We start from the raw sequence: 22,536 nt of genomic DNA on the forward strand, positions 1-22,536 counted from the left end.
CCCTTCCCCCTGCCTACCGTTTAACAGCCGGATCGGCACCAATCCTAGAGATCGAGCACCAGCCGTTCCGGATCCTCCAGGCTTTCCTTGACGCGGACGAGGAAGGTCACCGCTTCCTTGCCATCGACGATGCGGTGATCGTAGCTGAGCGCCAGATACATCATCGGCCGGATCACGATCTGGCCGCCGACCACGACAGGCCGGTCCTGGATCTTGTGCATGCCCAGGATGCCCGACTGCGGCGCGTTGAGGATCGGCGTCGACATCAGCGACCCGTAAACGCCGCCATTGGAGATCGTGAACGTGCCACCTTGCATGTCGGCGACCGACAGCTTGCCGTCGCGCGCGGCGATGCCCAGCCGGCCGATGTCCTTTTCGATCTCGGCGATCGACATCTGGTCGGCATTGCGCACGACCGGCACGACCAAGCCCTTTTCGGTGCCGACGGCGACGCCGATATGGGCGTAGTTCTTGAAGATGATATCGGTGCCGTCGATCTCTGCATTGACCGAAGGGATTTCCTTCAAGGCGTGGGTCACGGCCTTGGTGAAGAAGCCCATGAAGCCGAGCTTCACGCCATGCTTCTTCTCGAACACGTCCTTGTACTTGGCCCTGAGTGCCATCACCGCTGACATGTCGACCTCGTTGAAGGTGGTCAGCATGGCGGCGGTCGACTGCGCTTCCTTTAGACGGCGCGCGATGGTCTGGCGCAGCTTGGTCATGCGCACACGTTCCTCGCGCGATGCGTCGTCGCCAGAGGACGGCGCGCGCATGGCAACCGGTGCCGGTGTGGCCTTGGGTGTCTCGGCCGGCTGCGATGGCGCACCCTTGGAGATGGCGTCGAGCACGTCGCCCTTCAGCACCTGGCCGCGCTTGCCCGAACCCGAGAGCTGGTCGACCGAGAGATTGTGTTCGGCGATCAGTTTCGCCGCCGCCGGCGCCGGCGGCATGCTGCGCGGCTCGACCGGTCCGGCATCGCCGGCAATCTTGGCGGTCTCGGCCGCCGCCTGCTTGCCGGTCGATGCTGCATCCGGCGACGAGGCCTGCGACACCGCCTGCGGCTTGGTCGCAGTCGCCGCGGCCGCGCCATCTGCCGAAATTGAACCAAGCAGCGCGCCGACGCCGACCGTCTCGCCTTCCTTGGCGGTGATCTCGCTCAGCCTCCCGGCGGCGGCGGCGGGCACTTCCACCGTCACCTTGTCGGTTTCGAGCTCGACCAGCGGCTCATCGGCGGCAATGGCATCGCCGACCTTCTTGAACCATTTGCCGATGGTCGCTTCGGTGACGGATTCGCCGAGAGTGGGAACGCGGATTTCGGTAGCCATTGTGCCTGTCCGTTTTTGTCGGGTTCTGTTTTGTCAGCCCAATTCTGCTCTATTGGGGCGCTCTGTTCTATTCACCAAGCGCGTCTTCAAGCAAGGCGGCGAGCTGGGCAAGGTGCTTGGACATCAACCCGGTCGCCGGCGAGGCAGCCGCCGGGCGGCCGGTGTAGCGCACCCGCTGATGCTTGGCGTCGATATGGGCCAGCACCCATTCCAGATACGGGTCGATGAACGACCAGGCGCCCATGTTCTTGGGCTCCTCCTGGCACCAGACCATCTCGGCATTGCGGAAGCGCGACAGTTCGGTGATCAGCGCCTTGGCCGGGAACGGATAGAGCTGTTCGACGCGCAGCAGATAGATGTCGTTGATGCCGCGCTTCTCGCGCTCCTCGTAGAGGTCGTAATAGACCTTGCCCGAGCATAGTACGACGCGGCGGATCTTCGAATCCTTGGTGAGCTTGATCGCCTGGTTGGGCAGCAGCTGGGCATCGTCCCAAAGCAGCCGGTGGAACGAGCTTTCACCCGACATTTCCGGCAGCGTCGACACCGCCCGCTTGTGGCGCAGCAGCGACTTCGGCGTCATCAGGATCAGCGGCTTGCGGAAGTCGCGCTTCAGCTGGCGGCGCAGGATGTGAAAGTAGTTGGCCGGCGTCGTGCAGTTGGCGACTTGCATGTTGTCTTCGGCGCAAAGCTGCAGGAAGCGCTCGAGCCGGGCCGAGGAGTGTTCCGGGCCCTGGCCTTCATAGCCATGCGGCAACAGGCACACGAGGCCCGACATTCGGAGCCACTTGCGCTCTCCTGAAGAGATAAACTGGTCGAACACCACCTGGGCGCCGTTGGCGAAGTCGCCGAACTGGGCTTCCCATAGCGTCAGCGCCTTCGGCTCGGCCAGGCTGTAGCCATATTCGAAGCCCAGCACCGCCTCTTCCGAAAGCATCGAGTTGATGACTTCGTAGCCGGCCTGTGCGGCCGACAGATTGTTGAGCGGGATGTAGCGGGTCTCGTCGCGCTGGTCGTAGAGCACGGAATGGCGCTGCGAGAAGGTACCGCGTTCGGAATCCTGTCCCGACAGGCGGATCGGATTGCCGTCGAGCAGGATGGCGCCGAAGGCCAGCGCCTCCGCCGTCGACCAGTCGATGCCTTCGCCGGATTCGATCGCCTGGCGGCGGTTTTCGAGGAAGCGGATGATCGTCTTGTGCGCCTCGAAATCCTTCGGCACCTCGGTCAGCTTCTTGCCGATTTCCTTCAGCGTTTTGACCGGCATGGCGGTCTTGCCGCGCCGCTGTTCATCCTGGTTGTCGGCCGTGCGCAGGCCCGACCATGCGCCGTCGAGCCAATCGGCCTTGTTGGGCTTGTAATGCTGGCCGACTTCCCACTCGGATTCCAGATGCGCGCGCCAGTCGGCCCTCATCCGGTCGAATTCGGCCTGGGTGATGTGGCCTTCGGCAATCAGGCGGTCGGCGTATATCTGTACCGTGGTCTTGTGGGTGCGGATGTTGCGATACATGATCGGCTGGGTGAAGGCCGGCTCGTCGCCTTCATTGTGGCCGAAGCGGCGGTAGCAGAACATGTCCACCACCACGGGCTTGTGGAACTTCATGCGGAATTCGATCGCCACCTTGGTGGCGTGCACCACGGCTTCCGGGTCGTCGCCATTGACGTGGAAGATCGGCGCCTCGATCATCTTGGCCACGTCTGACGGATAGGGCGACGAGCGCGAGAAACGCGGATTGGTGGTGAAGCCGATCTGGTTGTTGATGATGAAATGCAGCGTGCCGGCGACCCGGTGGCCGCGCAGGCCGGACAGGCCGAGAATTTCGGCGATCACGCCCTGGCCGGCGAAGGCGGCGTCGCCGTGCAGCAAGAGTGGCAGCACCTTGGCGCGTTCTTCCAGCGGCACGATTTCCTCGCGGCTGCGGCCGAACAGATAATCCTGCTTGGCGCGCGCCTTGCCCATCACCACCGGGTCGACGATTTCCAGATGCGAGGGATTGGCGGTCAGCGACAAATGCACCTTGTTGCCATCGAACTCGCGGTCCGACGAGGCGCCGAGATGGTACTTGACGTCGCCCGAACCCTCGACTTCGTCGGGCGCGGCCGAGCCGCCCTTGAATTCATGGAAGATGGCGCGGTGCGGCTTGGCCATCACCTGGGAGAGCACGTTCAGCCGGCCGCGATGCGCCATGCCGAGCACGATCTCCTTCATGCCGAGCTGGCCGCCGCGCTTGATGATCTGCTCCAGCGCCGGGATCAACGCTTCACTGCCATCGAGCCCGAAACGCTTGGTGCCCTTGTACTTGACGTCGATGAACTGTTCGAAACCTTCGGATTCGACCAGCTTCTGCAGGATCGCCTTCTTGCCGGTGGCGGTGAAGGAGATCTCCTTGTCGGCGCCCTCGATGCGCGCCTGGATCCAGGCTTTTTCCTCAGGATCGGAAATATGCATGAACTCGACGCCCAGCGTCGAGCAATAGGTGCGGGTGAGGATTTCCAGCATTTGCCGGATGCTGCCGAATTCAAGCCCGAGCACATTGTCGAGGAAGATCGGCCGGTCGTAATCGGCTTCGGTGAAGCCGTAATTTTCCGGCGACAATTCGTTGTAGTCCTCGAGCGGCTTGGCGATGCCGAGCGGATCGAGATTGGCATGCAGATGGCCGCGCATGCGGTAGGCGCGGATCATCATGATGGCGCGCACGGAATCGCGCGTCGCCTGGTGTACGTCGGCATCGGAAAGGACGACGCCGTTGGTGACCGCCTTGTCCTTGACCTTCTTTTCGATGGTCTTCTCGACGATGCCCCAATTGCCGTCTAGCGCCGAGACCAGTTCGCCATTGGCCTGCAGCGGCCAGGACGGCTTCGCCCAGGAGGCGCCCTTGGCGTTCCTGCGCACATCGCCGGCATCGTCCTTCAGCCCGGCGAAGAACTCCTGCCATTCGGCATTGACCGAGGCCGGATCGTCCTCATAGGCGGCATAGAGCGCGTCGATGTAATCGGCATTGCCGCCATAGAGGAAAGAGGTGAGCGAAAACTGGTCGTTGGCCTGATCTTGTCTTGCCATTTTTTGTCCGCGGAGCCCGGCTCCGTCTCCTGTTTGAGCGAATAGGGAGTAGCGAATAGCGAGTAGGGATTGCCCCGTGGTCGCACCGCTACTCTGTTTTCCCTATTCGCTATTCACTACTCGCTACTCGCTTTAACTCTTGATCGCCTCGACCAGCGTCGTGCCCAGCCTTGCCGGCGAGGGCGATACCTTGATGCCGGCCGATTCCATTGCCGCGATCTTGTCCTCGGCGCCGCCCTTGCCGCCAGAGATGACCGCGCCCGCATGACCCATGGTGCGGCCGGCCGGCGCCGTGCGCCCGGCGATGAAGCCGGCCATCGGCTTCTTGCGGCCACGCTTGGCTTCGTCCTTGAGGAACTGCGCGGCGTCTTCCTCGGCCGAACCGCCGATCTCGCCGATCATGATGATCGACTTGGTCTCGTCGTCGGCGAGGAACATCTCGAGCACGTCGATGAACTCGGTGCCCTTGACGGGGTCGCCGCCAATGCCGACGGCGGTGGTCTGGCCGAGGCCGACATTGGTGGTCTGGAACACTGCCTCATAGGTAAGCGTTCCCGAGCGCGAAACAACGCCGACCGAGCCCTTGCGGAAGATGTTTCCGGGCATGATGCCGATCTTGCATTCGTTGGGCGTCAAGACGCCCGGGCAGTTCGGGCCGATCAGCCTCGAGGTCGAGCGGTCGAGCCGCGCCTTGACCCTGATCATGTCCATCACCGGTATGCCTTCGGTGATGCAGATGATCAGCGGGATCTCGGCCTCGATCGCCTCCAGGATGGCTTCGGCGGCGCCCGCCGGCGGCACATAGACGACTGAAGCGTTGGCGCCGGTCTTCTCCTTGCCCTCGGCGACGGTGGCGAAGATTGGCAGGCTTTCGCCCTTCGAGCCGGTCCAGGTCTCGCCGCCCTTCTTGGGATGGATGCCGCCGATCATCTTGGTGCCGTGATAGGCCAGCGCCTGTTCAGTGTGGAACGTGCCGGTCTTGCCGGTCAGGCCCTGCACCAGCACCTTGGTGTTCTTGTCGACGAGAATGGACATGGGTGATAACGCCTCTGGATTCAGCGATTACAAGAAAGGATTGACGGCTCGTACCGAGCCATAAACCTGGTTGTGGTTGAGACCCTCAGTGTAGAAAATCGGCGCACCGAGATACCCGGCCGCCGCGAGAAGCGCGGCGTCGTAGTAGTGAATTCCGAAACGGCGCGCGAGGTCCAGCCCAGAACGGACGTAGCTTTCGTCGACGGGCACCAAAGGACAGGTCCCGAGGAGAACCAGCCACTGGTCGAGCCGGTCATCGCCCAGGAGGGATTTCGCTCGCGACACTGCGGCGAATTCGGCCAAGGTTTGCCCCGACAAGCCAAAGATGGTGCTCGATACCAGTTTTGCAGCGATCGGCGCGCGGCGTGGATCACGATTCTTCTCCGAAGCCGCGTAGATCAGGACGTTCGTGTCGAGAAAGCAATCGATCCTCCCGGTCGGCATAGGCGTCCCTTCGATCCCACTTGTAAGGGGTGTCGGCGCTGTCGCTCCGTCTCGCGGCCTCGTCCATGAGTCGCTGCATTCCCGCCTTGGCCCAGGCCATCCGGTCTTCCTGCTCGACTTCATGCGCAAGCAGTGAACGAATGAGGGCATTGAGCGTGGTGTTGCGACGTCCGGCAAGGCCTCGCGCCTTTTCGAGCAAAGCCTCGTCCATGGCTAGGGTGACATTCTTCATTGCTTGTCTCCACATAAATACACAGCCAATATGTGTGTGATTATGTGTATTTTTTCAACCGCCATGCCCACGATCTGCATCGCTCAGCCTTCCCCTAACTCGGAAGGCGAGACGCGCCGGTAAACGCCGCTCACCATGTCCTGCCAGGCATCGCTGCCGACAGGTTTGAATTGCAATCGCATGCGGTAGGCGTCGGCACCGTCGAAAACATACGTCACGCGCGCGACGCCGCGCGGCGACGACCGCTCCAGAGTGAGTTCGTTGCCGCTCCACGTGCCCGTGGCCGGCGCCGCCGGCACGAAGCCCATCGAGTCGAACTGATGCATGGTGGCGATGCTGTTTTGCTGGTCGAAGCCAAACACGCTGTGCGCGCCGAACGAGACCGTGCCGTCGCGACGCTGGCGATAGCGGTGCACCACGAACAGCCCGCCGAACTGTGCCTCAGCCAGCACTTCGGAAGTCGCTGTGCCGGCATCGGTCCATTGGGTTGCCGCCACCTCTTCCTCACCACGCCACGCGCCAACCAGCGCCTGCAGGCGCTGGTGATCGGCCGAGAGCGAGGAGAAGGCGGCTGCGTTCATGGGTCAGAGCCGCTTCAGGTCGGAGACGGTGAGGTCGCTCTTGGCGTTGCCGGTGTTGAGCGTCGTCGCCGGCTCGAACATCAGCACCACGGGCTCCGAAGTCAGCGAGCGCGGCCGGTGCTCGACGCCGCGCGGCACGACGATGAAATCGCCCTCGCCAAGCTCGACCGGACCGTCGCGAAAATCGATGGCAATGCGCCCACGCAGCACGAGGAAGGCCTCGTCCTCATTGTCATGCGCGTGCCAGTCGAAGATTTCGCCGAACTTGGCGACCTTGGCCTGGCTGTTATTGACATCGCCGGCGATGTGCGGATCGAAGACCTTGCTGATCTTCGCATCCGCCGCCTCGACCAGATTTATCTTGCGCGGAGGCATCCGCTCAGCCCTTCACCGCCGCAACGATCTTCTTGGCCGCGTCGTCGAGGTCATCGGCAGACACCACGTTGAGGCCGCTGTCGTTGATGATCTTTTTGCCGAGTTCGGCATTGGTGCCTTCCAGGCGCACCACCAGCGGCACTTCCAGGCCGACTTCCTTGACCGCGGCAATGACGCCCTCGGCAATGATGTCGCACTTCATGATGCCGCCGAAGATGTTGATCAGGATACCCTTGACCGCCGGATCCTTGGTGATGATCTTGAACGCCGCCGTCACCTTCTCCTTCGACGCGCCGCCGCCGACATCGAGGAAGTTGGCAGGTTCGGCGCCATAGAGCTTGATGATGTCCATCGTCGCCATGGCAAGGCCGGCGCCGTTGACCATGCAGCCGATATTGCCGTCCAGCGCGACATAGGCGAGGTCGTATTTCGACGCCTCGATCTCCTTCTCGTCCTCTTCGGTGGTATCGCGCAGTTCGAGCACGTCCGGGTGGCGGAACAGCGCGTTGTTGTCGAACGACACTTTTGCGTCGAGCACGCGCAGCCGCCCGCTCTTCATGACGATCAGCGGGTTGACCTCGAGCAGGCTCATGTCCTTCTCGACAAAGGCCTTGTAGAGGATCGGGAACAGCGTATCGCCGTCCTTGGCCGCGTCGCCGTCGAGCTTCAGCGCGCCGTTGAGCGCCTTCAGGTCGGCTGATGTGACGCCCTTTTCCGGATCGATGGCGACAGTGATGATCTTTTCCGGCGTGTCATGCGCGACCGCTTCGATGTCCATGCCGCCTTCGGTCGAGACGACGAAAGCAACGCGGCCGACCGAGCGGTCGACGAGGATCGACAGATAGAGTTCGCGCTCGATGTCGGCGCCGTCCTCGATGTAGAGGCGGTTGACCTGCTTGCCGGCCGGGCCGGTCTGCTTGGTCACCAGAGTATTGCCCAGCATCTCATTGGCGTTGGTGACAACGTCGGCAACCGACTTCGCCAGCCGCACACCGCCCTTGGCATCCGGGCCAAGCTCCTTGAATTTGCCCTTGCCGCGGCCGCCGGCATGGATCTGGCTCTTCACCACATAAAGCGGACCGGGGAGCGCCTTGGCGGCGGCTTCCGCTTCGTTCGCCTTGAACACCGGTACGCCCTCGGCCACCGGCGCGCCGAACGACTTCAGCAGCGCCTTGCCCTGATACTCATGGATGTTCATCTGGATTTTCTCCGGGTTACTTGGCGGCGAGCTGCGGTGCGATCTTGACGCAGGCCTCGGTCAGGCCCTGCACCGTCGCCACCGAACTGTCGAACATCTTCTGCTCGCTCTTGTTCAGGTCGATCTCGATGATGCGCTCGACGCCGCCGGCGCCGATCACCACGGGAACGCCGACATAGGTGTTCTTGACGCCATACTGGCCGGAAAGATACGCGGCGCACGGCAGCACGCGCTTCTTGTCCTTGAGGTAGGCTTCGGCCATCGAGATCGCCGAGGCGGCCGGCGCGTAATAGGCCGAGCCGGTCTTGAGCAGGCCGACGATCTCGGCGCCGCCGTCGCGGGTGCGCTGTACGATCTGGTCGAGCTTTTCCTTCGAGGTCCAGCCCATCTTGATGAGGTCGGGCAGCGGAATGCCCGACACCGTCGAATAGCGGATCATCGGCACCATGGAATCGCCGTGGCCGCCGAGCACGAAGGCGGTGACGTCCTCGACCGAGACCTTGAATTCCTCAGCCAGGAAATAGCGGAAGCGCGCACTGTCGAGCACACCGGCCATGCCGACGACATGGCTCTTGGGCAAGCCCGAGAACTTCTGCAGCGCCCAGACCATGGCGTCGAGCGGATTGGTGATGCAGATGACAAAGGCCTTGGGCGCGTACTTCTTCAGCCCGGCGCCGACCTGCTCCATGACCTTGAGGTTGATGCCCAGAAGGTCGTCGCGGCTCATGCCGGGCTTGCGCGGCACGCCGGCGGTGACGATGCAGACATCGGCACCCTCGATACCGGCATAGTCGTTGATGCCGGTGAGGCGGCTGTCGAAGCCATCGACGGGCGACGACTGCGCGATATCGAGCCCCTTGCCTTGCGGGATACCTTCGGCAATATCGAACAGCACCACGTCGCCGAGGTCCTTGAGGCCGATCATATGGGCGAGCGTGCCGCCGATCATGCCAGAGCCGATGAGCGCTATCTTGTTGCGTGCCATGTCAGGATGTTTTCCCTTTGTCGGTGACGGTGTCTCAAATCTTTTAACGACTTGATGGCACGTCGAAGAAGAGGCTGGAATGCTGCGAGGACCCGCGAGACTTTCGCCGCACCCAATAGCCTCGGAGCGGCATAAATTCAAACGATTATTTTGAGGCGAGCATTTTCAATCGGTTAGAGTGATTGGGACTTACGTAAACGTCAAAGTTTATAAGTCGACTTGCGGGAATTTACACAATCGCCATGGAAATCAGAAGGCTATATATGGCGGAGATGACGCCCTTGTGATGCGGGCACCAAATCTCTCCCCTCGAGGGGAGATGTCGCCAAAGGCGAAGGGGGTCGCCTCGCGTGAAGCGCTGGCGCCATCTGTGCCGCGCCCGGTCGAGCCGACGCCCTCTGGCTTGCCGGCCATCCGCGTAGAGAGATCGATCGTCGCGCCGGTTTCGCCAATAACCAACGATGCGGGAGGGTCGCCCACCTGAGCCTAAGCGCGCGCCTGCTGCGCTTCTGGCGCCGCCTTCACCTTCTGCCGCTCCGCCCAATCCTCCAGCCAATCGTGGCTTTGCATCTCGATCAGGCGCGATGCCGTGCGCTCGAATTCGAAGACCTCGACGCCGCGCTTTGCGAGATAAAGCTGCGTCGGCGGAGCCTCTGCACTCATCACCAGCCGTACATGATGGTCATAAAGCGTGTCGATCAACAGGATGAAGCGCTTGGCCTCGTTGCGCTTGCCTTCGGCGAGTACCGGGACATGGTCGACGAAGATGGTCGAAAAGCGCCCGGCGATTGCCAAGTAGTCGCGCGCCCCAAGCGGCCTTTCGCAGAGATCTGCGAAGGAAAACCGCGCCGCATCGCCGGCGGCGCGCGGCACGACCACTTGCCGGCCCTTGAGGGTCAGCGAGGTCTCCGTAGCCGGCACGCCATGCGTCATGGCTTGCCAGGCCTCGTCGAGTATCTGGTCGGCCGCCGCACCGGCCGGCGTGACATAGACCGGCATGCGGGCGAATTTTTCCAGCCGGTAGTCCTTGTCGGCGTCGAGCGCCAACACCTGTGCATGCCGCTCCAGAATGCCGATGAAGGGCAGGAAAAGCTGGCGGTTCAGCCCGTCTCTGTAAAGATCTTCCGGCGCCACGTTCGAGGTGGCGACCAGCACCACGCCGTTGGCAAACAGCGCCGAAAACAGCCGCGACAGGATCATCGCGTCGGCAATGTCGGTGACCGAGAACTCGTCGAAGCACAGCACCCAGGCCTGCTCGGCAAGCGCCTTGGCGACGGGCGGGATCGGATCGTCTTCCCTCACGTCGCCGTTCTTGCGTGCCTGCCGGTGCTTCTGGATGCGGTCCTGCACATCGGCCATGAAGTCGTTGAAGTGGACGCGGCGTTTGCGCCGCACCGGCACAAGCTCGAAGAACATGTCCATCAGCATGGTCTTGCCGCGGCCGACGCCGCCATGGATGTAGAGCCCTTTGACGGCCTCGTGCGTTCCGCGCTTGCGGGCAAACAGCCAGCCCAGCGCGCTGGACTTCTGTGCCAGCCGCTTGGCCGAAATCTCATCGGTCAGCCGGTCAAGCGCAGCTGCGATCCGCTCCTGTAGCGGATCGCGTTCGATCGCCCCGGTTTCCACCAGATGGTCGTAACGCTGCCTGACGGTCGCATGTATCTGGAGGCCGTCACGCAGATGCATCGGTCATGTCGTTCCGGAGCAATTTCCAGGAAAAAATATGTCTATCTTGTAAGCGAAATCGGCTGCCCGTTCGAAGTCTGGCCGTCGAATTTCGAGCCGCCCGAGGAATAGAGCCGCGCCAGCGCGCCACCATTCTCGTCATAAAGCGTCAGTTGCTTGCCGGCGACGTTCCACGACTTGATGCCGCCGATCGGTGCCGGGCAATGCAGCGGCCCGGCGCGGAAGCCGGCACCGAACTTGGTCTGCGGCGTCGCCACCTTGCAGCTCTGGCCCGAAACGCTGGCATTCCAGACACCGGCGACGCTGGCGGCATTGAGATCCGAGGCTCCGGCGGGCGCCGTACCGTCCGGCGGCAGCGAGGCCACCTGCGTATTCGCCGGCGCGGTCGGGAATTGCGACGGGTCCGTGGTTCCGGGCGACGCCGGCGGCGGCAGCTGGTTCGCGGTCACCTTGCCGGCGGGCGCGGCCTCCAGCGGTGCCGGCTGCTGATCGCCCATCGACGAGAAGCGTGAGGTCGAACAGCCGCTCGCAACGAGCGCGGCCAGCGATACGGCCACCAGGCCGGTTTTCGAAAAAGTCATTCCAACCTCCGTCGGATCCGGCTGGGGGGAAGCCGTCCGCACAATCTCACCTCCACCAAGATGGAGAAGGTGGCGAAATTTCAACCCGATATGGTTAAAATACGGTTTGCAGCAAGATTTGTTGCAAATTTGTCGCAATCGCGATGGTACGGGCCACTGTCGCACGTCGCCCTGAGGTCCCGGTCGACACTGGCCGCCCCCTGGCATTCGGCGGTCACGTGCTTGCGCAAGCAGGCACAGCGCCTATGTCAGGGAGGCGCAACCTGCCGGAGCCGCTAAATTGGCCGCGAGAAAGAGAGCCGACAATCGCTACTATAGCGGCCCGCCCAGCGATCATTTCGACGGCACCTTGTTCTTCAATCCCGACGGCCAGCTGCCCGGCCGTTTCGCCGACCTGCTGAAATGGCAGTTGAATGGCAAGCGCTCGAAATGGCCGGCGACGAATCCAAGCCCCTTCCCGCAGGCAAAGCCGGCCGCGAAGGTCGAAGGCGCCGCGCTTGATGTGACGATGGTGGGCCATTCCAGCTTGCTGATCCAGACGGCCGGTCTGAACATCCTGACCGACCCGGTCTGGTCGCAGCGCGCGTCGCCGCTTTTCTTTGCCGGTCCACGGCGCATCAATCCGCCAGGCATCGCCTTCGCCGACCTGCCGCCGATCGACCTCGTGCTGGTCAGCCACAATCATTACGACCATCTCGACCTCGCCACGCTGAAGCGGCTGAAGGCCAGCCACGACCCGCTGGTGCTCACTCCGCTCGGCAACGATACCCTGATTGGCGATGCGATTCCCGGTATGCGGCTGTCGGCCCATGATTGGGGCGACAGGGTCGAGGTCGGCAACGGTGTCGCCGTCCATGTCGAGCCGGCGCACCACTGGTCGGCGCGTGGCGCCCGCGACCGGCGCATGGCGCTGTGGGCCGGCTTCGTCGTCGGGACGCCGAACGGCAAACTCTATTTCGCCGGCGACACCGGCTTCCACGGCGGCATCAACTACCGGCTGATGGCTGAAAAACATGGCGGCTTCCGCTTGGCCATCCTGCCGATCGGCGCCTATGAGCCGCGCTGGTTCATGGCGCCGCAGCACCAGAATCCGGAGGAGGCGGTGCAAGGCATGACTTTGTGCAACGCCGCTTTCGCCGCCGGCTGCCACTGGGGCACTTTCCAGCTCACCGACGAACCGATCGACGAGCCGGCGCGAAAATTGACCGAGGCGCTCGACGATCAAGGCGTCCCACGAGAGCGCTTTCGCGCCTTGCGGCCCGGCGAGGTCTGGAGCGTACCCGAGATCGGGCGCGACTGACGTCTGCATTGGCCATTTACGGCCCGGTCATTTTCGCAGATGGTCAGCCTAACGGGCAAAGGGGAATTCAGATGAAATCGATCGTGGCAGTTCTGATGGCGCTGGCGTTTTCGACGCCATGCGCTTTCGCAGGCGAAATCGGCGACCGCGCCACCGAGGCCGAAAAACTGCTGCAGTCGGGTGACGGCGCCGGCGCGCTGGACAAATTCCGCGGCGCGGAGGAAGCCTTTTGGCAAGCTATGCCGCTGACCGTCCAGAACGTCAAACAGGTCGATTCCGCAAGCGGTTTCGGTATCTACAGCGAGCGTGCCAATCGCATCTACAAACCAGGCGAGAAGATCGTGCTCTATATGGAGCCTGTTGGCTACGGCTATGGCACGGACGGTCTCGGCAACAGCATGATCGCGCTTTCCGTCGACATCACCGTCGTTTCAGCGGCCGGCGAGACCCTCGGGACAAGTGAGAAGGTCGGCCGTGTCCAGGTCGCCTCCCGCTCACACAACCGCGAACTGTTCTTCAAGCTGGACCTCTCCCTCGACGGCTTGCCGCCCGGCAAATACCGGTGCGACTTTCTCATGCATGACGAGAATTCGAACAAGACGGCGCCCTTCACCACCGATATCGAGATCGCCGGCTAGGTCGGTCAACGGGCAGCGGCCTCGCAAGCCGACGGGAACCCAAGCGCGGCAGCCGCGTTTTTCATACGGTTTCAAAATCTATCGGTTTGCGAGGCATTCCCATGCTCAAATGGATTGTCATTTTGCTGATCATCGCCGCGGCGGCGAGCCTGCTCGGCATGCCGGCGCTGGCAGGTGCTGCCGCAACCGGTGCGCGCATCCTCATCGGCATCGTTCTGATCATCTTCCTGCTGATGGTACTGGGCATTTTCGCGGTGACGTAAAGCGGCTCCGCACTGGTAATTCCTGCCCGTTTCCGCCATATAGCGCCAATCGGACACGGAATTTTCGGAGCAATGGCCAGCACTGCCCCATTCGCCAAGATGAACGGCATCGGCAACGAGATCATCGTTGCCGACATGCGTAGCCGTGCCGATCGGGTGACGGCGGCCGCGGCAATCGCGCTGAACGCGGATGCCGCGACAAGGTTCGACCAGATCATGGCGATCCACGACGCCAGGACGCCGGGCACCGCCTTTTTCATCGACATATTGAATTCCGACGGAACCAGCGCGCAGGCCTGCGGCAACGGCATGCGCTGCGTTGTCCAGGCGCTCGCCGCCGAGACCGGCCAGAAGACCTTCACCTTCGAGACCGTGGCCGGCATTCTCAACGCGCGCGAACATGCCGACGGCTCGATCTCGGTCGACATGGGCATACCGCGCTTCGGCTGGCAGGACATTCCGCTGGCCGAGGAATTCCACGACACCCGCATGATCGAGCTGCAGATCGGACCGATCGACGCGCCGGTGCTGCATTCACCCTCTGTCGTCTCGATGGGCAATCCGCACGCCATCTTCTGGGTCGATCGCGACGTCTGGTCCTACGAGCTCGACCGTTTCGGCCCGCTGCTCGAGAACCATCCGATGTTTCCCGAACGGGCCAACATCACCATCGCTCAGGTCACCTCACCCGAAACCATGATCATCCGCACATGGGAGCGTGGCGCCGGCCTGACCAAGGCCTGCGGCTCGGCCTCCTGCGCCGCAGTGGTCGCAGCCGCCCGCACCAACCGGACCGGCCGCAGCGTCAGCCTGCTGACCCCCGGCGGCGGCACGCTGCATGTCGAATGGCGCGACGATGACCACGTCATCCTCACCGGCGCCGCAGAATGGGAATTTTCCGGCAACTTCGATCCGTCGGTCGGAACGTGGGCCCGCGACACCGAAAGCGCGGCCTGATGTCCGCTCTGTCCAAGAGCCCGGTGTCCAAGGGCATCGATGTGGTGACTTTCGGCTGCCGGCTGAACACCTATGAGTCCGAGGTGATGCGGCGCGAGGCTGAAACCGCCGGCCTCGGCGCGCTGGAAGGCGGCGCCGTGATCTTCAACACCTGCGCTGTCACCGGCGAAGCGGTGCGCCAGGCCAAGCAGGCGATCCGCAAGGCGCGCCGCGACAACCCGCAAGCCCGCATCATCGTCACCGGCTGCGCCGCGCAGACCGAGCCTGAAAAATTCGCCGCCATGGACGAGGTCGATCTCGTGCTCGGCAACGAGGAGAAGCTGAAGGCGAACTCCTATCGCGCGCTGCCGGATTTCGGCGTCAACGACACCGAGAAGGCGCGCGTCAACGACATTTTTTCGGTGCGTGAGACCGCCGGCCACATGGTCGACGCCATCGAGGGCCGCGCACGCGCCTTCGTACAGGTGCAGAACGGCTGCGACCACCGCTGCACCTTCTGCATCATCCCTTACGGCCGCGGCAATTCGCGCTCTGTGCCGATGGGCGCCGTGGTCGACCAGGTCAAGCGGCTCGCCGGAAACGGCTATGCCGAGATCGTGCTGACCGGTGTCGACATGACCAGTTTTGGCGCCGACCTGCCGGGCGCGCCGAAGCTCGGCAGACTGGTAAAAACCATCCTCAGGCAGGTGCCCGATGTGAAGCGCCTCCGGCTGTCCTCGATCGATTCTATCGAGGCCGACGACGATCTGCTCGACGCCATCGCCACCGAGCCCAGGCTGATGCCGCATCTGCATCTGTCGCTGCAATCGGGCGACGACATGATCCTGAAGCGCATGAAGCGCCGGCACAATCGAGACCAGTCGATCCGCTTCTGCGAGGACGTTCGCAAGCTGCGCTCCGGCATCGTCTTCGGCGCCGACATCATCGCCGGCTTCCCGACCGAGACCGACGAAATGTTCGAGAACTCGGAAAAAATCGTCGAGGAGTGTGGCCTGACCCATCTCCACGTTTTCCCCTTCAGCCCGCGCCAAGGCACGCCTGCCGCGCGCATGCCGCAGCTCCGCCGAGAATTGGTCAAGCAGCGCGCTGCCCGGCTGCGCGCCGCGGGTGACGCTGCCTATGTCAGGCATCTGTCATCGCTTTCCGGAACCCGTCAGTCGATCCTGATCGAGCGCGACGGACTTGGCCGAACCGAAGGGTTTACGCTTGCCGCACTCGGCACGGGCGCACCGGGCGAAATCATCGGGGCCGATATATCGGGCCACGATGGTGCCCGGCTGATCGCGACCCCCCTTGCCGCCCGCGCGGCCTGAGAAACGTAAAGCATGGCTGGTTTTTTCAAGAAGATATTTTCGTTCGGCAAGAAGGAGGTGGTCGAGGAGCGGGTCGACGAAACCGCCCCTTTGCCGCCGATCAAGTGGGAAGCACTCGATGCGCTGAAGCCGGCGGCCGAGCAGGTCGTGCCGGAGTTTTTGAAGCGCGACGAGCTGGAGCCCGAGGCGGAGACTGCGCCAACGCCCGCGGTCGAGCCGAAGGTGATCCCTGCGCCGGAACCGGCGCCTGTCGAGGAGCCGGCGCCCGAACCGGCACCTTCGATTCCGCCAGCGCCGGAGCCTACCGTTCCGCCCGCGCCGGAACCTCTGCCGAAGCCCGAACCGGAAGAAGAACCCGCGCCTGAGACGCCTGCCGAGCCGCCGGCGCCCGAGGAAATACCAACACCTCCCGCCGTCCCGGAACCTGCTCCCAAACCTCAGCCGCATGAGGTACCGCCACCCGCGCCGGCCGAGCCGGAGATCGTTCCGTCACGCCCGGAAAAGCAACCGGAACCGGCGCCGGTCGAAGTGCCGGTGCCGCCGGTCGAGGTTCCGGCAGAGACACCAACTCCGATCGAGGTGCCGACGCCGGCGCCGACCCCTGCTCAGCCACCATCAGACGTCGGCGCGGCCCCTCATCCGCCGGCCGAGATCGCACCTCCCATTCGCCAGCCTGCGCCATTCGAATCGCAGCCGATCGTTTCGGAGATCGCGCCCGAACCGCAGGCCGTCCCTGCGCCAAAATCCGTTCCCGCGCCTGGCAAGGTAACCGTCACCAAGAAGGTCGAGCAGAAGGCAGAGCCGCAGAAGGCGCCGGAGCCGGCGCCGAGGCGCTCATGGTTCCAGCGCATGAAGGACGGGCTTGCCCGTTCGTCCAAGGAACTGACCGGCAACATTGCCGGGGTCTTCACCAAGCGCAAGCTGGACGAGGAGACGCTGCAGGATCTGGAGGACGTGCTGATCCGTGCCGATCTCGGCATGGAAACCGCGCTGCGCGTCACCGATGCGCTGGCCGCCAGCCGCTACGGTAAGGATGTCTCCGACACCGAGGTTCGCGCCATCATGGCGGCCGAGGTGGAGAAGGTGCTGACGCACGTCGCCATGCCGCTGGAACTCGATCTCTCGCACAAGCCGCATGTTATCCTAGTGGTTGGCGTCAACGGCACCGGCAAGACCACGACCATCGGCAAGCTTGCCGCCAAGCTCACCGATGGCGGCCTGTCGGTGATGTTGGCGGCCGGCGACACGTTCCGCGCCGCCGCGATCGAGCAGTTGAAGATCTGGGGCGAGCGGACGAAATCGCCTGTCATCGCCTCCAAGCTCGGCGCCGATGCCGCGGGCCTCGCCTATGACGCCTTCGAAAAGGCCAAGGAAGCCGGCTCCGACGTGCTGATCATCGACACCGCCGGCCGCCTGCAAAACAAGACCGAGTTGATGGCGGAGCTCGAAAAGATCGTCCGCGTGCTCGGCAAGCTCGATCCGGAAGCGCCGCACACCGTGCTGCAAACGGTCGATGCCACCACCGGCCAGAATGCACTCAACCAAGTCGAAATCTTCCGCAATGTCGCCGGCGTCAACGGCCTTGTGATGACCAAGCTGGACGGCACGGCGCGCGGCGGTATTCTGGTGGCGATCGCGGCGAAGCACAAATTGCCGGTCTATTTCATCGGCGTCGGCGAACAGGTCGACGACCTCGAACCGTTCTCGGCAAGCGAATTCGCCAGGGCGATCGCTGGAGTTGCCTAACAAGCATGTCCCAAAAAGTTGCAGCCTTTTTGGATCGGATCCTGCGTAAGAAAGAGCTTCCATGAACCCACCCATTCTCGAACGCGATCCGTCCGATCCGCAAAAACAAAAGAAGGAAGGCGTCAATCCGCTGCTCAAGCTGGTGTTGGAGCTGGGGCCGTTGATGGTGTTCTTCTTCACCAATGCGCGCGGCGCCTGGCTGGTGCAGAAATTCCCGGTCCTGGCCGAGTTCGGCGGCCCGATCTTCGTCGCCACCGGCCTGTTCATGGCCGCCACGGCAATCGCGCTGATCGCCTCATGGCTGCTGATGCGCACCTTGCCGATCATGCCGATGGTGTCGGGCGTCGTCGTCTTCATCTTCGGCGCGCTGACGCTCTATCTGCAGGACGACATCTTCATCAAGATGAAGCCGACCATCGTCAACACGCTGTTCGGTGGCGTGCTGCTTGGCGGCCTCTACTTCGGCAAGTCGCTGCTTGGCTATGTCTTCGATTCGGCCTTCAGCCTCGATGCCGAAGGCTGGCGCAAGCTGACCTTTCGCTGGGGCCTGTTCTTCCTGTTCCTGGCCCTTGCCAATGAGGTGGTGTGGCGGAATTTTTCCACCGACGCCTGGGTTACCTTCAAGGTCTGGGGCATCATGCCGATCACGCTTCTGTTCACCTTTAGCCAGATGCCGCTGATCCTGCGCCATTCGCTTGAGGACAAGACCGGGAAATAGGAGAGGGCCGTGGAATTCGTCACCACGCGCGACGAACTGAGGACGATCTACAAGACGCCGCGACCGACCGACGGCTCGATCCGTAAGGAGATGAAAGCGCTCGACGGCCACTGCCGCTCCTTCATTGGCAAGAGCCCGTTCGTGCTGATCGGCTCGTCCGACGGCGCCGGCAATGCCGACGTGACGCCGAAGGGTGACAAACCGGGCTTTGCCGCCGTGCTCGACGACACCACCATCGCCATTCCGGACCGGCCCGGCAACAACCGGCTCGACACGCTGGAGAACATCCTCCTCCATCCCTCGGTCGGGCTGCTCTTCCTCATTCCCGGTATGAACGAGACGCTGCGCGTCAACGGCGAGGCCCGCATCACCGTCGACGGGGGCCTTCGCGAGCGCCTTGCCATCGACGGCAAGGAACCGCAAAGCGTCGTCGTGGTCACCGTCAAGGCCGCCTACATGCATTGCGCCAAGGCCTTCATGCGCTCGGATTTGTGGAAGCCGGAGACCTGGTACGACCGCGCGACGCTGCCGACGCTCGGCCAGATCCTGCGCGATCAGCTGGCGCTGGCCGATTCGGCCGAGGCGACCGATCGCTGGCTCGATGAGGAATATAAGCAAACGATGTGGTAGGTTTTTCGGACGACGATTCGTCCCGACTGGTTCCCTTTCTTGCTGAACATGCTTGCGATCTCCGGCAGCCTGCGGGCAGCCTCCACCAATTCGGCCCTGGTCTCCGCACTGGCGCGCAACGCGCCGACCGGCTGCCGCATCACCGTCTATGACGGGCTTGGCCGTCTGCCAATCTTCAATCCCGACGATGAAGGCGAGCGGACGCCGCTCGAAGCCTCCGCGCTGATCGATGCCGTCACTCAAGCCGACGGCGTCATCGTCTCCTGCCCCGAATATGCCCATGGCGTGCCGGGCGGGCTGAAGAACGGGCTCGACTGGCTGGTGTCGCGTGACGCCGCTGTCGCCAAGCCCGCCATGCTGGTGCACGCCTCGCCGCGCTCGCTATTCGCCCGCGCCGCCCTGGCCGAGATCATGCGCACCATGTCGTTCACGCTTTGCGAGCATATGCTGCAGATTGCCCTGCTCGGCAAGAAGCCGCCTGAGGTGGAAGCTGTCTTGGCCGAGCCGGCGAGCCGGCTGGCGATGCATGATGCGCTGAATTCCTTCGCGGATTTCATTCGCGCGCGTTGATGCTGAGCGGCCATCACCGCGCTTCGTCATCCTGGGGCGGAGCAAGGAGCGCAGCGACGCGGCGCAGACCCCAGGATGACGAAGGCGTGGGGCCTCCACGCCTTCGAACTACTTCTTCCCCCTCAATGTCTCCACATCCGTCTTCCCGACATACCAGTCACGCGCATTGACCTCCTCGAAGACCACCCAGACATCGTCATTGCCAAGGCCCGTGGCGTCCATGATGGCCGCCGTGACCTTCTTGGCGATATCCGCCTTCTTGCCCGCCGGATCGGCGGCGATCACTTCCTTGACGATGCGGATATTGACGAATGGCATGACGTCCTCCCCTTCGATTTGTTGGCTGTCGGTATGAGACTGTTTCGAAATTCGCTCTGGCGAGTCATATTGTGGTGGTTTCGAGAACCGGAGCGCACCGGACATTTGGGTCCGTAAGCTCAGTTCTACTGCGCTGACGCAGTAGAACGGGGAACCGCAGAAAACGCCATCAGATGGCCGCCAGAGTAGAATTTCCAAACAGTCTCAATAGGTCTTGGCGCCGTTGACCATGAGCCGCACCATGTAGAGCGAGGTCGTGCCGGCGATGTAGAGGCAATTCAGCTTGCTGCCGCCGAACACGCAATTGGCGGTCACCTCCGGCACCTTGATCTTGCCGATCAGCGTGCCGTCTGGATCGTAGCAATGGATGCCGTCGGCAGCACTTGTCCAGATGCGTCCGTCCTCGTCGAGGCGGAAGCCATCGAACAGGCCGGCGGTGCAGTCGGCGAAGATCTTTTCGCCCGACACCTTCTTGCCGCCCTTGCCGACGTTGAACACCCGCATATGCGCCGGGTTCTGCGCGCCATGCGTGCGGCCGGTGTCTGCGACATAGAGCTTGCTCTCGTCAAGCGAGAAAGCCAGCCCGTTGGGCCTGACCATGTCGGTGATGACGGCTTCGACGTCGCCGGAGCCGGGATCGACCCGGTAGACATGACAGGCGCCGATTTCGCTGTCGGCCTTGTCGCCTTCATAGTCGGTGTCGATGCCGTAGCTCGGATCGGTGAACCAGATCGAGCCGTCCGACTTCACCACTGCGTCGTTGGGCGAGTTCAGCCGTTTGCCCTTCCATTTGGCGGCGATGGTGGTGACCGAGCCGTCGAACTCGGTGCGGCTGACGCGGCGGCCCGAATGCTCGCAAGTGACCAGCCGGCCCTGCCGGTCGACCGTATTGCCGTTGGAGTTGCCGGATGGTTGCCGGAAGACGCTGACATTGCCGTCGGTCTCGTCATAGCGCAGCATGCGGTTGTTGGGGATGTCGGACCAGACGACATAGCGGCCGGCGGCGAACCAGGCCGGTCCTTCCGCCCACTGGCATCCGGTGAACAGCTTCTCGACCTGCGCGTTGCCGTTGAACAGGCGTGCGAAGCGTGGATCGAGAACTTCATAATAGTCTGCGGCCGCCATACTTTTCCTCCCGGCATCACGTGAGATCGGATCAAGCCAGCCGGCGATCGATATGGCAAGATCGATCCGTGAAATCGTCCGCAGTCTCCTTCAGACGTGATTGAGGGAATGCGGGTTGATCGCGGTTAACTTGGGTTAAGTCGGCTTAACTCGGGTAAATTTGCCTTAACCGGCTATGCGCTGGGCGCAATGGTGCATTGCAACATCTTCTTTTTGCATCGCACCATTACTATGTCATGCTTCGTATCGATCAAGGGAGGAATAACAGCCGCGCAAATGCGGCGCCATAAGGAACCTTGCTATGATCCTCGACAGTCTCATGACCCGCGCTCGCAACAGCATTGCCAAGCGCAAGCACTACAACCGCCTTGTCGCCGAAATCGACAGCTTTTCCAGCCGCGATCTGGCCGACATGCGCGCCGACCGCTCGGAAATGCTCTATCAGGTCCACAAGCAGATCTACGGCTGATCTCAAGTCTCTCGTGATACGCGCCGCCAGGGCGCGTTGAGATTCAGGTCAGGCCGAGCCGAGAATGGTGGGTTCCGAGAACCGGAGCGGAGCGTACTTTTGGGTACGTGAGCACCGGAAGCGCAGGAAGCCGCCGTTCGTAGGACGGCATCACCTGAATATCAACGTGCCGCCAGCGCCTTTTCAATCTGTGGCAGCAAAAGATCCCTCGCCGTCTCGGGCGTCAGCGGACCGACATGCTTGTAGGCGATCTTGCCGTCCTTGCCGATGACGAAGGTTTCCGGCACGCCGTAGACACCCCAGTCGATCGCCGCGCGGCCGGCTTCGTCGACCCCGATCGCCTGAAACGGATTGCCGAGATCGCCGAGGAACCGGCGCGCGTTTTCCGGCTGGTCCTTATAGTTCAGCGCCGCCAGGACAAAACGCTTGTCCTGCGACAGCGCCAAAAGCACCGGATGCTCTTCGCGGCACGGCGCGCACCACGATGCAAAGACATTGACCAATGTGACCTTGCCGGCGAAGGCTTTCGAATCGAGCCCCGGCAGGTTGCTGCCTTCGAGCGCCGGCAGGCTGGTCTGCGGCGCCGGCAGGCCGATCAGCGCCGACGGCACCTCCGAAACGTCGCGCCCCGATAACAGTTGCGACAGGAACAGTCCGGCCAGGCCGAGGAAAATCAACAGCGGCAAGAGCACGAACAGGCGGCGACGGGGTGTCGGCGTTTCCGTTTCTGTGCTCATGATTTGGCCACCTTGTCGGAGCGACGCCGCACGCCGGCCGCCTCCAGTTCGGCGAGCTCGCGTTTTCGGGCCCGCTGGTCGAGCAGGATCCAGCCGATCAGCCCGATCAGCACCACGGCGGTGATGCCATAGGCTGCGGTCACATAAAGTGCGTGCGCGCTCATGACTGCCGCTCCATCGACGACATCCTTCCTTGCAACCGCATCCTTCCGTCTCGCCCGATCATACCTTCCCATAACGGCGTGCTGGCAGCTT

25 protein-coding genes are annotated in these 22,536 nt (G+C 62.9%); 10 read left to right on the plus strand and 15 right to left on the minus strand.

The genetic code is table 11. The annotated features are described in order from the left end of the window. Nucleotides 1-44: 44 nt before the first annotated feature. The 11 genes from odhB to NKJ01_RS14270 all read right to left on the minus strand — a co-directional run bounded on the left by odhB (nucleotide 45) and on the right by NKJ01_RS14270 (nucleotide 11,497). Entirely contained in the window at nucleotides 45-1,325 is a 1,281-nt protein-coding gene (odhB, locus tag NKJ01_RS14220; RefSeq protein WP_352728753.1) for a 2-oxoglutarate dehydrogenase complex dihydrolipoyllysine-residue succinyltransferase, read from the minus strand. 67 nt (nucleotides 1,326-1,392) lie between these two features. After that, nucleotides 1,393-4,380, minus strand: a complete 2,988-nt coding sequence (locus tag NKJ01_RS14225; RefSeq protein ID WP_352728755.1) for a 2-oxoglutarate dehydrogenase E1 component — start codon at nucleotides 4,378-4,380, stop codon at nucleotides 1,393-1,395. Nucleotides 4,381-4,512: 132 nt separating this feature from the next. Further along, complete coding sequence (gene sucD / locus NKJ01_RS14230; protein WP_023758901.1) at nucleotides 4,513-5,415, minus strand: succinate--CoA ligase subunit alpha; 903 nt, start codon at nucleotides 5,413-5,415, stop codon at nucleotides 4,513-4,515. Nucleotides 5,416-5,442: 27 nt separating this feature from the next. Next, nucleotides 5,443-5,859 (minus strand): PIN domain-containing protein, encoded by a 417-nt coding sequence (locus NKJ01_RS14235; protein WP_352728757.1) that lies wholly within the window; start codon nucleotides 5,857-5,859, stop codon nucleotides 5,443-5,445. Beyond that, nucleotides 5,786-6,091 carry a hypothetical protein gene (locus NKJ01_RS14240; RefSeq protein ID WP_352728759.1) on the minus strand — a complete coding sequence of 102 codons (306 nt, stop codon included), beginning with the start codon at nucleotides 6,089-6,091 and terminating at the stop codon, nucleotides 5,786-5,788. Before NKJ01_RS14240 ends, NKJ01_RS14235 begins: the two co-directional genes overlap by 74 nt. An 83-nt stretch (nucleotides 6,092-6,174) precedes the next feature. Next, nucleotides 6,175-6,672, minus strand: a complete 498-nt coding sequence (locus NKJ01_RS14245) for a DUF1579 family protein (RefSeq protein WP_352728761.1) — start codon at nucleotides 6,670-6,672, stop codon at nucleotides 6,175-6,177. 3 nt (nucleotides 6,673-6,675) lie between these two features. Next, the gene (locus tag NKJ01_RS14250; RefSeq protein ID WP_352728763.1) at nucleotides 6,676-7,047 is read right to left on the minus strand and encodes a cupin domain-containing protein; all 372 of its coding nucleotides are present in this window, start codon (nucleotides 7,045-7,047) and stop codon (nucleotides 6,676-6,678) included. Nucleotides 7,048-7,051: 4 nt separating this feature from the next. Beyond that, a complete protein-coding gene (sucC, locus tag NKJ01_RS14255; RefSeq protein ID WP_352728765.1) occupies nucleotides 7,052-8,245 on the minus strand; it encodes an ADP-forming succinate--CoA ligase subunit beta in 1,194 nt (397 codons plus the stop codon). A 16-nt stretch (nucleotides 8,246-8,261) separates the two neighbouring features. After that, the gene (gene mdh / locus NKJ01_RS14260) at nucleotides 8,262-9,230 is read right to left on the minus strand and encodes a malate dehydrogenase (RefSeq protein ID WP_352606045.1); all 969 of its coding nucleotides are present in this window, start codon (nucleotides 9,228-9,230) and stop codon (nucleotides 8,262-8,264) included. A gap of 486 nt (nucleotides 9,231-9,716) precedes the next feature. Beyond that, entirely contained in the window at nucleotides 9,717-10,916 is a 1,200-nt protein-coding gene (zapE, locus tag NKJ01_RS14265) for a cell division protein ZapE (RefSeq protein ID WP_352728767.1), read from the minus strand. Between the two features lie 41 nt (nucleotides 10,917-10,957). After that, complete coding sequence (locus NKJ01_RS14270) at nucleotides 10,958-11,497, minus strand: protease inhibitor Inh/omp19 family protein (RefSeq protein ID WP_352728769.1); 540 nt, start codon at nucleotides 11,495-11,497, stop codon at nucleotides 10,958-10,960. Nucleotides 11,498-11,777: 280 nt separating this feature from the next. Here NKJ01_RS14270 and NKJ01_RS14275 point away from each other — a divergent pair, with 280 nt between their 5' ends. From NKJ01_RS14275 to NKJ01_RS14315, 9 genes are all read left to right on the plus strand, one after another. Next, nucleotides 11,778-12,797: an MBL fold metallo-hydrolase gene (locus NKJ01_RS14275; RefSeq protein WP_352728771.1), complete on the plus strand. Its 1,020-nt coding sequence runs from the start codon at nucleotides 11,778-11,780 to the stop codon at nucleotides 12,795-12,797. Between the two features lie 71 nt (nucleotides 12,798-12,868). Further along, complete coding sequence (locus tag NKJ01_RS14280; RefSeq protein ID WP_352728773.1) at nucleotides 12,869-13,435, plus strand: hypothetical protein; 567 nt, start codon at nucleotides 12,869-12,871, stop codon at nucleotides 13,433-13,435. 101 nt (nucleotides 13,436-13,536) lie between these two features. Next, the gene (locus NKJ01_RS14285) at nucleotides 13,537-13,698 is read left to right on the plus strand and encodes a DUF1328 family protein (protein WP_023758912.1); all 162 of its coding nucleotides are present in this window, start codon (nucleotides 13,537-13,539) and stop codon (nucleotides 13,696-13,698) included. A 72-nt stretch (nucleotides 13,699-13,770) separates the two neighbouring features. After that, on the plus strand, nucleotides 13,771-14,655 hold the full coding sequence (gene dapF, locus NKJ01_RS14290) for a diaminopimelate epimerase (protein WP_352728775.1): 885 nt from the start codon (nucleotides 13,771-13,773) through the stop codon (nucleotides 14,653-14,655). Beyond that, on the plus strand, nucleotides 14,655-15,968 hold the full coding sequence (gene mtaB, locus NKJ01_RS14295) for a tRNA (N(6)-L-threonylcarbamoyladenosine(37)-C(2))-methylthiotransferase MtaB (protein WP_352728777.1): 1,314 nt from the start codon (nucleotides 14,655-14,657) through the stop codon (nucleotides 15,966-15,968). Before dapF ends, mtaB begins: the two co-directional genes overlap by 1 nt. 12 nt (nucleotides 15,969-15,980) lie before the next feature. Continuing rightward, nucleotides 15,981-17,714, plus strand: a complete 1,734-nt coding sequence (gene ftsY, locus NKJ01_RS14300; protein WP_352728779.1) for a signal recognition particle-docking protein FtsY — start codon at nucleotides 15,981-15,983, stop codon at nucleotides 17,712-17,714. 61 nt (nucleotides 17,715-17,775) lie between these two features. Beyond that, nucleotides 17,776-18,432, plus strand: coding sequence for a septation protein A (locus NKJ01_RS14305; RefSeq protein WP_352606058.1), 657 nt, complete (start codon nucleotides 17,776-17,778; stop codon nucleotides 18,430-18,432). Nucleotides 18,433-18,441: 9 nt separating this feature from the next. Further along, nucleotides 18,442-19,062: a pyridoxamine 5'-phosphate oxidase family protein gene (locus tag NKJ01_RS14310; protein ID WP_352728781.1), complete on the plus strand. Its 621-nt coding sequence runs from the start codon at nucleotides 18,442-18,444 to the stop codon at nucleotides 19,060-19,062. Nucleotides 19,063-19,101: 39 nt separating this feature from the next. Further along, a complete protein-coding gene (locus tag NKJ01_RS14315) occupies nucleotides 19,102-19,632 on the plus strand; it encodes an NADPH-dependent FMN reductase (RefSeq protein WP_502905880.1) in 531 nt (176 codons plus the stop codon). Nucleotides 19,633-19,740: 108 nt separating this feature from the next. Here the strand turns inward: NKJ01_RS14315 and NKJ01_RS14320 are convergent, their stop codons facing one another. Both NKJ01_RS14320 and NKJ01_RS14325 read right to left on the minus strand, forming a co-directional pair. Continuing rightward, entirely contained in the window at nucleotides 19,741-19,950 is a 210-nt protein-coding gene (locus NKJ01_RS14320) for a tautomerase family protein (RefSeq protein ID WP_023758919.1), read from the minus strand. Nucleotides 19,951-20,154: 204 nt separating this feature from the next. Continuing rightward, nucleotides 20,155-21,075 carry an SMP-30/gluconolactonase/LRE family protein gene (locus tag NKJ01_RS14325; RefSeq protein WP_352728783.1) on the minus strand — a complete coding sequence of 307 codons (921 nt, stop codon included), beginning with the start codon at nucleotides 21,073-21,075 and terminating at the stop codon, nucleotides 20,155-20,157. A gap of 301 nt (nucleotides 21,076-21,376) precedes the next feature. On the opposite strand from NKJ01_RS14325, the gene NKJ01_RS14330 reads away from it, so the two are divergent. Next, complete coding sequence (locus NKJ01_RS14330) at nucleotides 21,377-21,544, plus strand: hypothetical protein (RefSeq protein ID WP_081738754.1); 168 nt, start codon at nucleotides 21,377-21,379, stop codon at nucleotides 21,542-21,544. Nucleotides 21,545-21,705: 161 nt separating this feature from the next. Here NKJ01_RS14330 and NKJ01_RS14335 read toward each other — a convergent pair whose 3' ends face one another. Both NKJ01_RS14335 and ccmD read right to left on the minus strand, forming a co-directional pair. Then, the gene (locus NKJ01_RS14335; protein ID WP_023758921.1) at nucleotides 21,706-22,281 is read right to left on the minus strand and encodes a DsbE family thiol:disulfide interchange protein; all 576 of its coding nucleotides are present in this window, start codon (nucleotides 22,279-22,281) and stop codon (nucleotides 21,706-21,708) included. Next, the gene (ccmD, locus tag NKJ01_RS14340; RefSeq protein WP_023758922.1) at nucleotides 22,278-22,445 is read right to left on the minus strand and encodes a heme exporter protein CcmD; all 168 of its coding nucleotides are present in this window, start codon (nucleotides 22,443-22,445) and stop codon (nucleotides 22,278-22,280) included. The genes NKJ01_RS14335 and ccmD overlap by 4 nt, the downstream gene beginning before the upstream one ends. Nucleotides 22,446-22,536: the final 91 nt, after the last annotated feature.

It is taken from the genome of Mesorhizobium sp. M0276 (assembly GCF_040321755.1).
Classification (GTDB): domain Bacteria; phylum Pseudomonadota; class Alphaproteobacteria; order Rhizobiales; family Rhizobiaceae; genus Mesorhizobium.

Excerpts from the sequence above, each read along its gene's own strand:
- NKJ01_RS14320 (WP_023758919.1), bottom strand. The coding sequence starts at position 19,950 with ATGCCATTCGTCAATATCCGCATCGTCAAGGAAGTGATCGCCGCCGAT.
- NKJ01_RS14285 (WP_023758912.1), top strand. The coding sequence starts at position 13,537 with ATGCTCAAATGGATTGTCATTTTGCTGATCATCGCCGCGGCGGCGAGC.
- NKJ01_RS14250 (WP_352728763.1), bottom strand. The coding sequence starts at position 7,047 with ATGCCTCCGCGCAAGATAAATCTGGTCGAGGCGGCGGATGCGAAGATC.
- sucC (WP_352728765.1), bottom strand. The coding sequence starts at position 8,245 with ATGAACATCCATGAGTATCAGGGCAAGGCGCTGCTGAAGTCGTTCGGC.
- NKJ01_RS14235 (WP_352728757.1), bottom strand. The coding sequence starts at position 5,859 with ATGCCGACCGGGAGGATCGATTGCTTTCTCGACACGAACGTCCTGATC.
- mdh (WP_352606045.1), bottom strand. The coding sequence starts at position 9,230 with ATGGCACGCAACAAGATAGCGCTCATCGGCTCTGGCATGATCGGCGGC.
- NKJ01_RS14280 (WP_352728773.1), top strand. The coding sequence starts at position 12,869 with ATGAAATCGATCGTGGCAGTTCTGATGGCGCTGGCGTTTTCGACGCCA.
- mtaB (WP_352728777.1), top strand. The coding sequence starts at position 14,655 with ATGTCCGCTCTGTCCAAGAGCCCGGTGTCCAAGGGCATCGATGTGGTG.
- odhB (WP_352728753.1), bottom strand. The coding sequence starts at position 1,325 with ATGGCTACCGAAATCCGCGTTCCCACTCTCGGCGAATCCGTCACCGAA.
- sucD (WP_023758901.1), bottom strand. The coding sequence starts at position 5,415 with ATGTCCATTCTCGTCGACAAGAACACCAAGGTGCTGGTGCAGGGCCTG.
- dapF (WP_352728775.1), top strand. The coding sequence starts at position 13,771 with ATGGCCAGCACTGCCCCATTCGCCAAGATGAACGGCATCGGCAACGAG.
- NKJ01_RS14270 (WP_352728769.1), bottom strand. The coding sequence starts at position 11,497 with ATGACTTTTTCGAAAACCGGCCTGGTGGCCGTATCGCTGGCCGCGCTC.
- NKJ01_RS14335 (WP_023758921.1), bottom strand. The coding sequence starts at position 22,281 with ATGAGCACAGAAACGGAAACGCCGACACCCCGTCGCCGCCTGTTCGTG.
- NKJ01_RS14240 (WP_352728759.1), bottom strand. The coding sequence starts at position 6,091 with ATGAAGAATGTCACCCTAGCCATGGACGAGGCTTTGCTCGAAAAGGCG.
- NKJ01_RS14305 (WP_352606058.1), top strand. The coding sequence starts at position 17,776 with ATGAACCCACCCATTCTCGAACGCGATCCGTCCGATCCGCAAAAACAA.
- ftsY (WP_352728779.1), top strand. The coding sequence starts at position 15,981 with ATGGCTGGTTTTTTCAAGAAGATATTTTCGTTCGGCAAGAAGGAGGTG.
- zapE (WP_352728767.1), bottom strand. The coding sequence starts at position 10,916 with ATGCATCTGCGTGACGGCCTCCAGATACATGCGACCGTCAGGCAGCGT.
- ccmD (WP_023758922.1), bottom strand. The coding sequence starts at position 22,445 with ATGAGCGCGCACGCACTTTATGTGACCGCAGCCTATGGCATCACCGCC.
- NKJ01_RS14325 (WP_352728783.1), bottom strand. The coding sequence starts at position 21,075 with ATGGCGGCCGCAGACTATTATGAAGTTCTCGATCCACGCTTCGCACGC.
- NKJ01_RS14245 (WP_352728761.1), bottom strand. The coding sequence starts at position 6,672 with ATGAACGCAGCCGCCTTCTCCTCGCTCTCGGCCGATCACCAGCGCCTG.
- NKJ01_RS14330 (WP_081738754.1), top strand. The coding sequence starts at position 21,377 with ATGATCCTCGACAGTCTCATGACCCGCGCTCGCAACAGCATTGCCAAG.
- NKJ01_RS14225 (WP_352728755.1), bottom strand. The coding sequence starts at position 4,380 with ATGGCAAGACAAGATCAGGCCAACGACCAGTTTTCGCTCACCTCTTTC.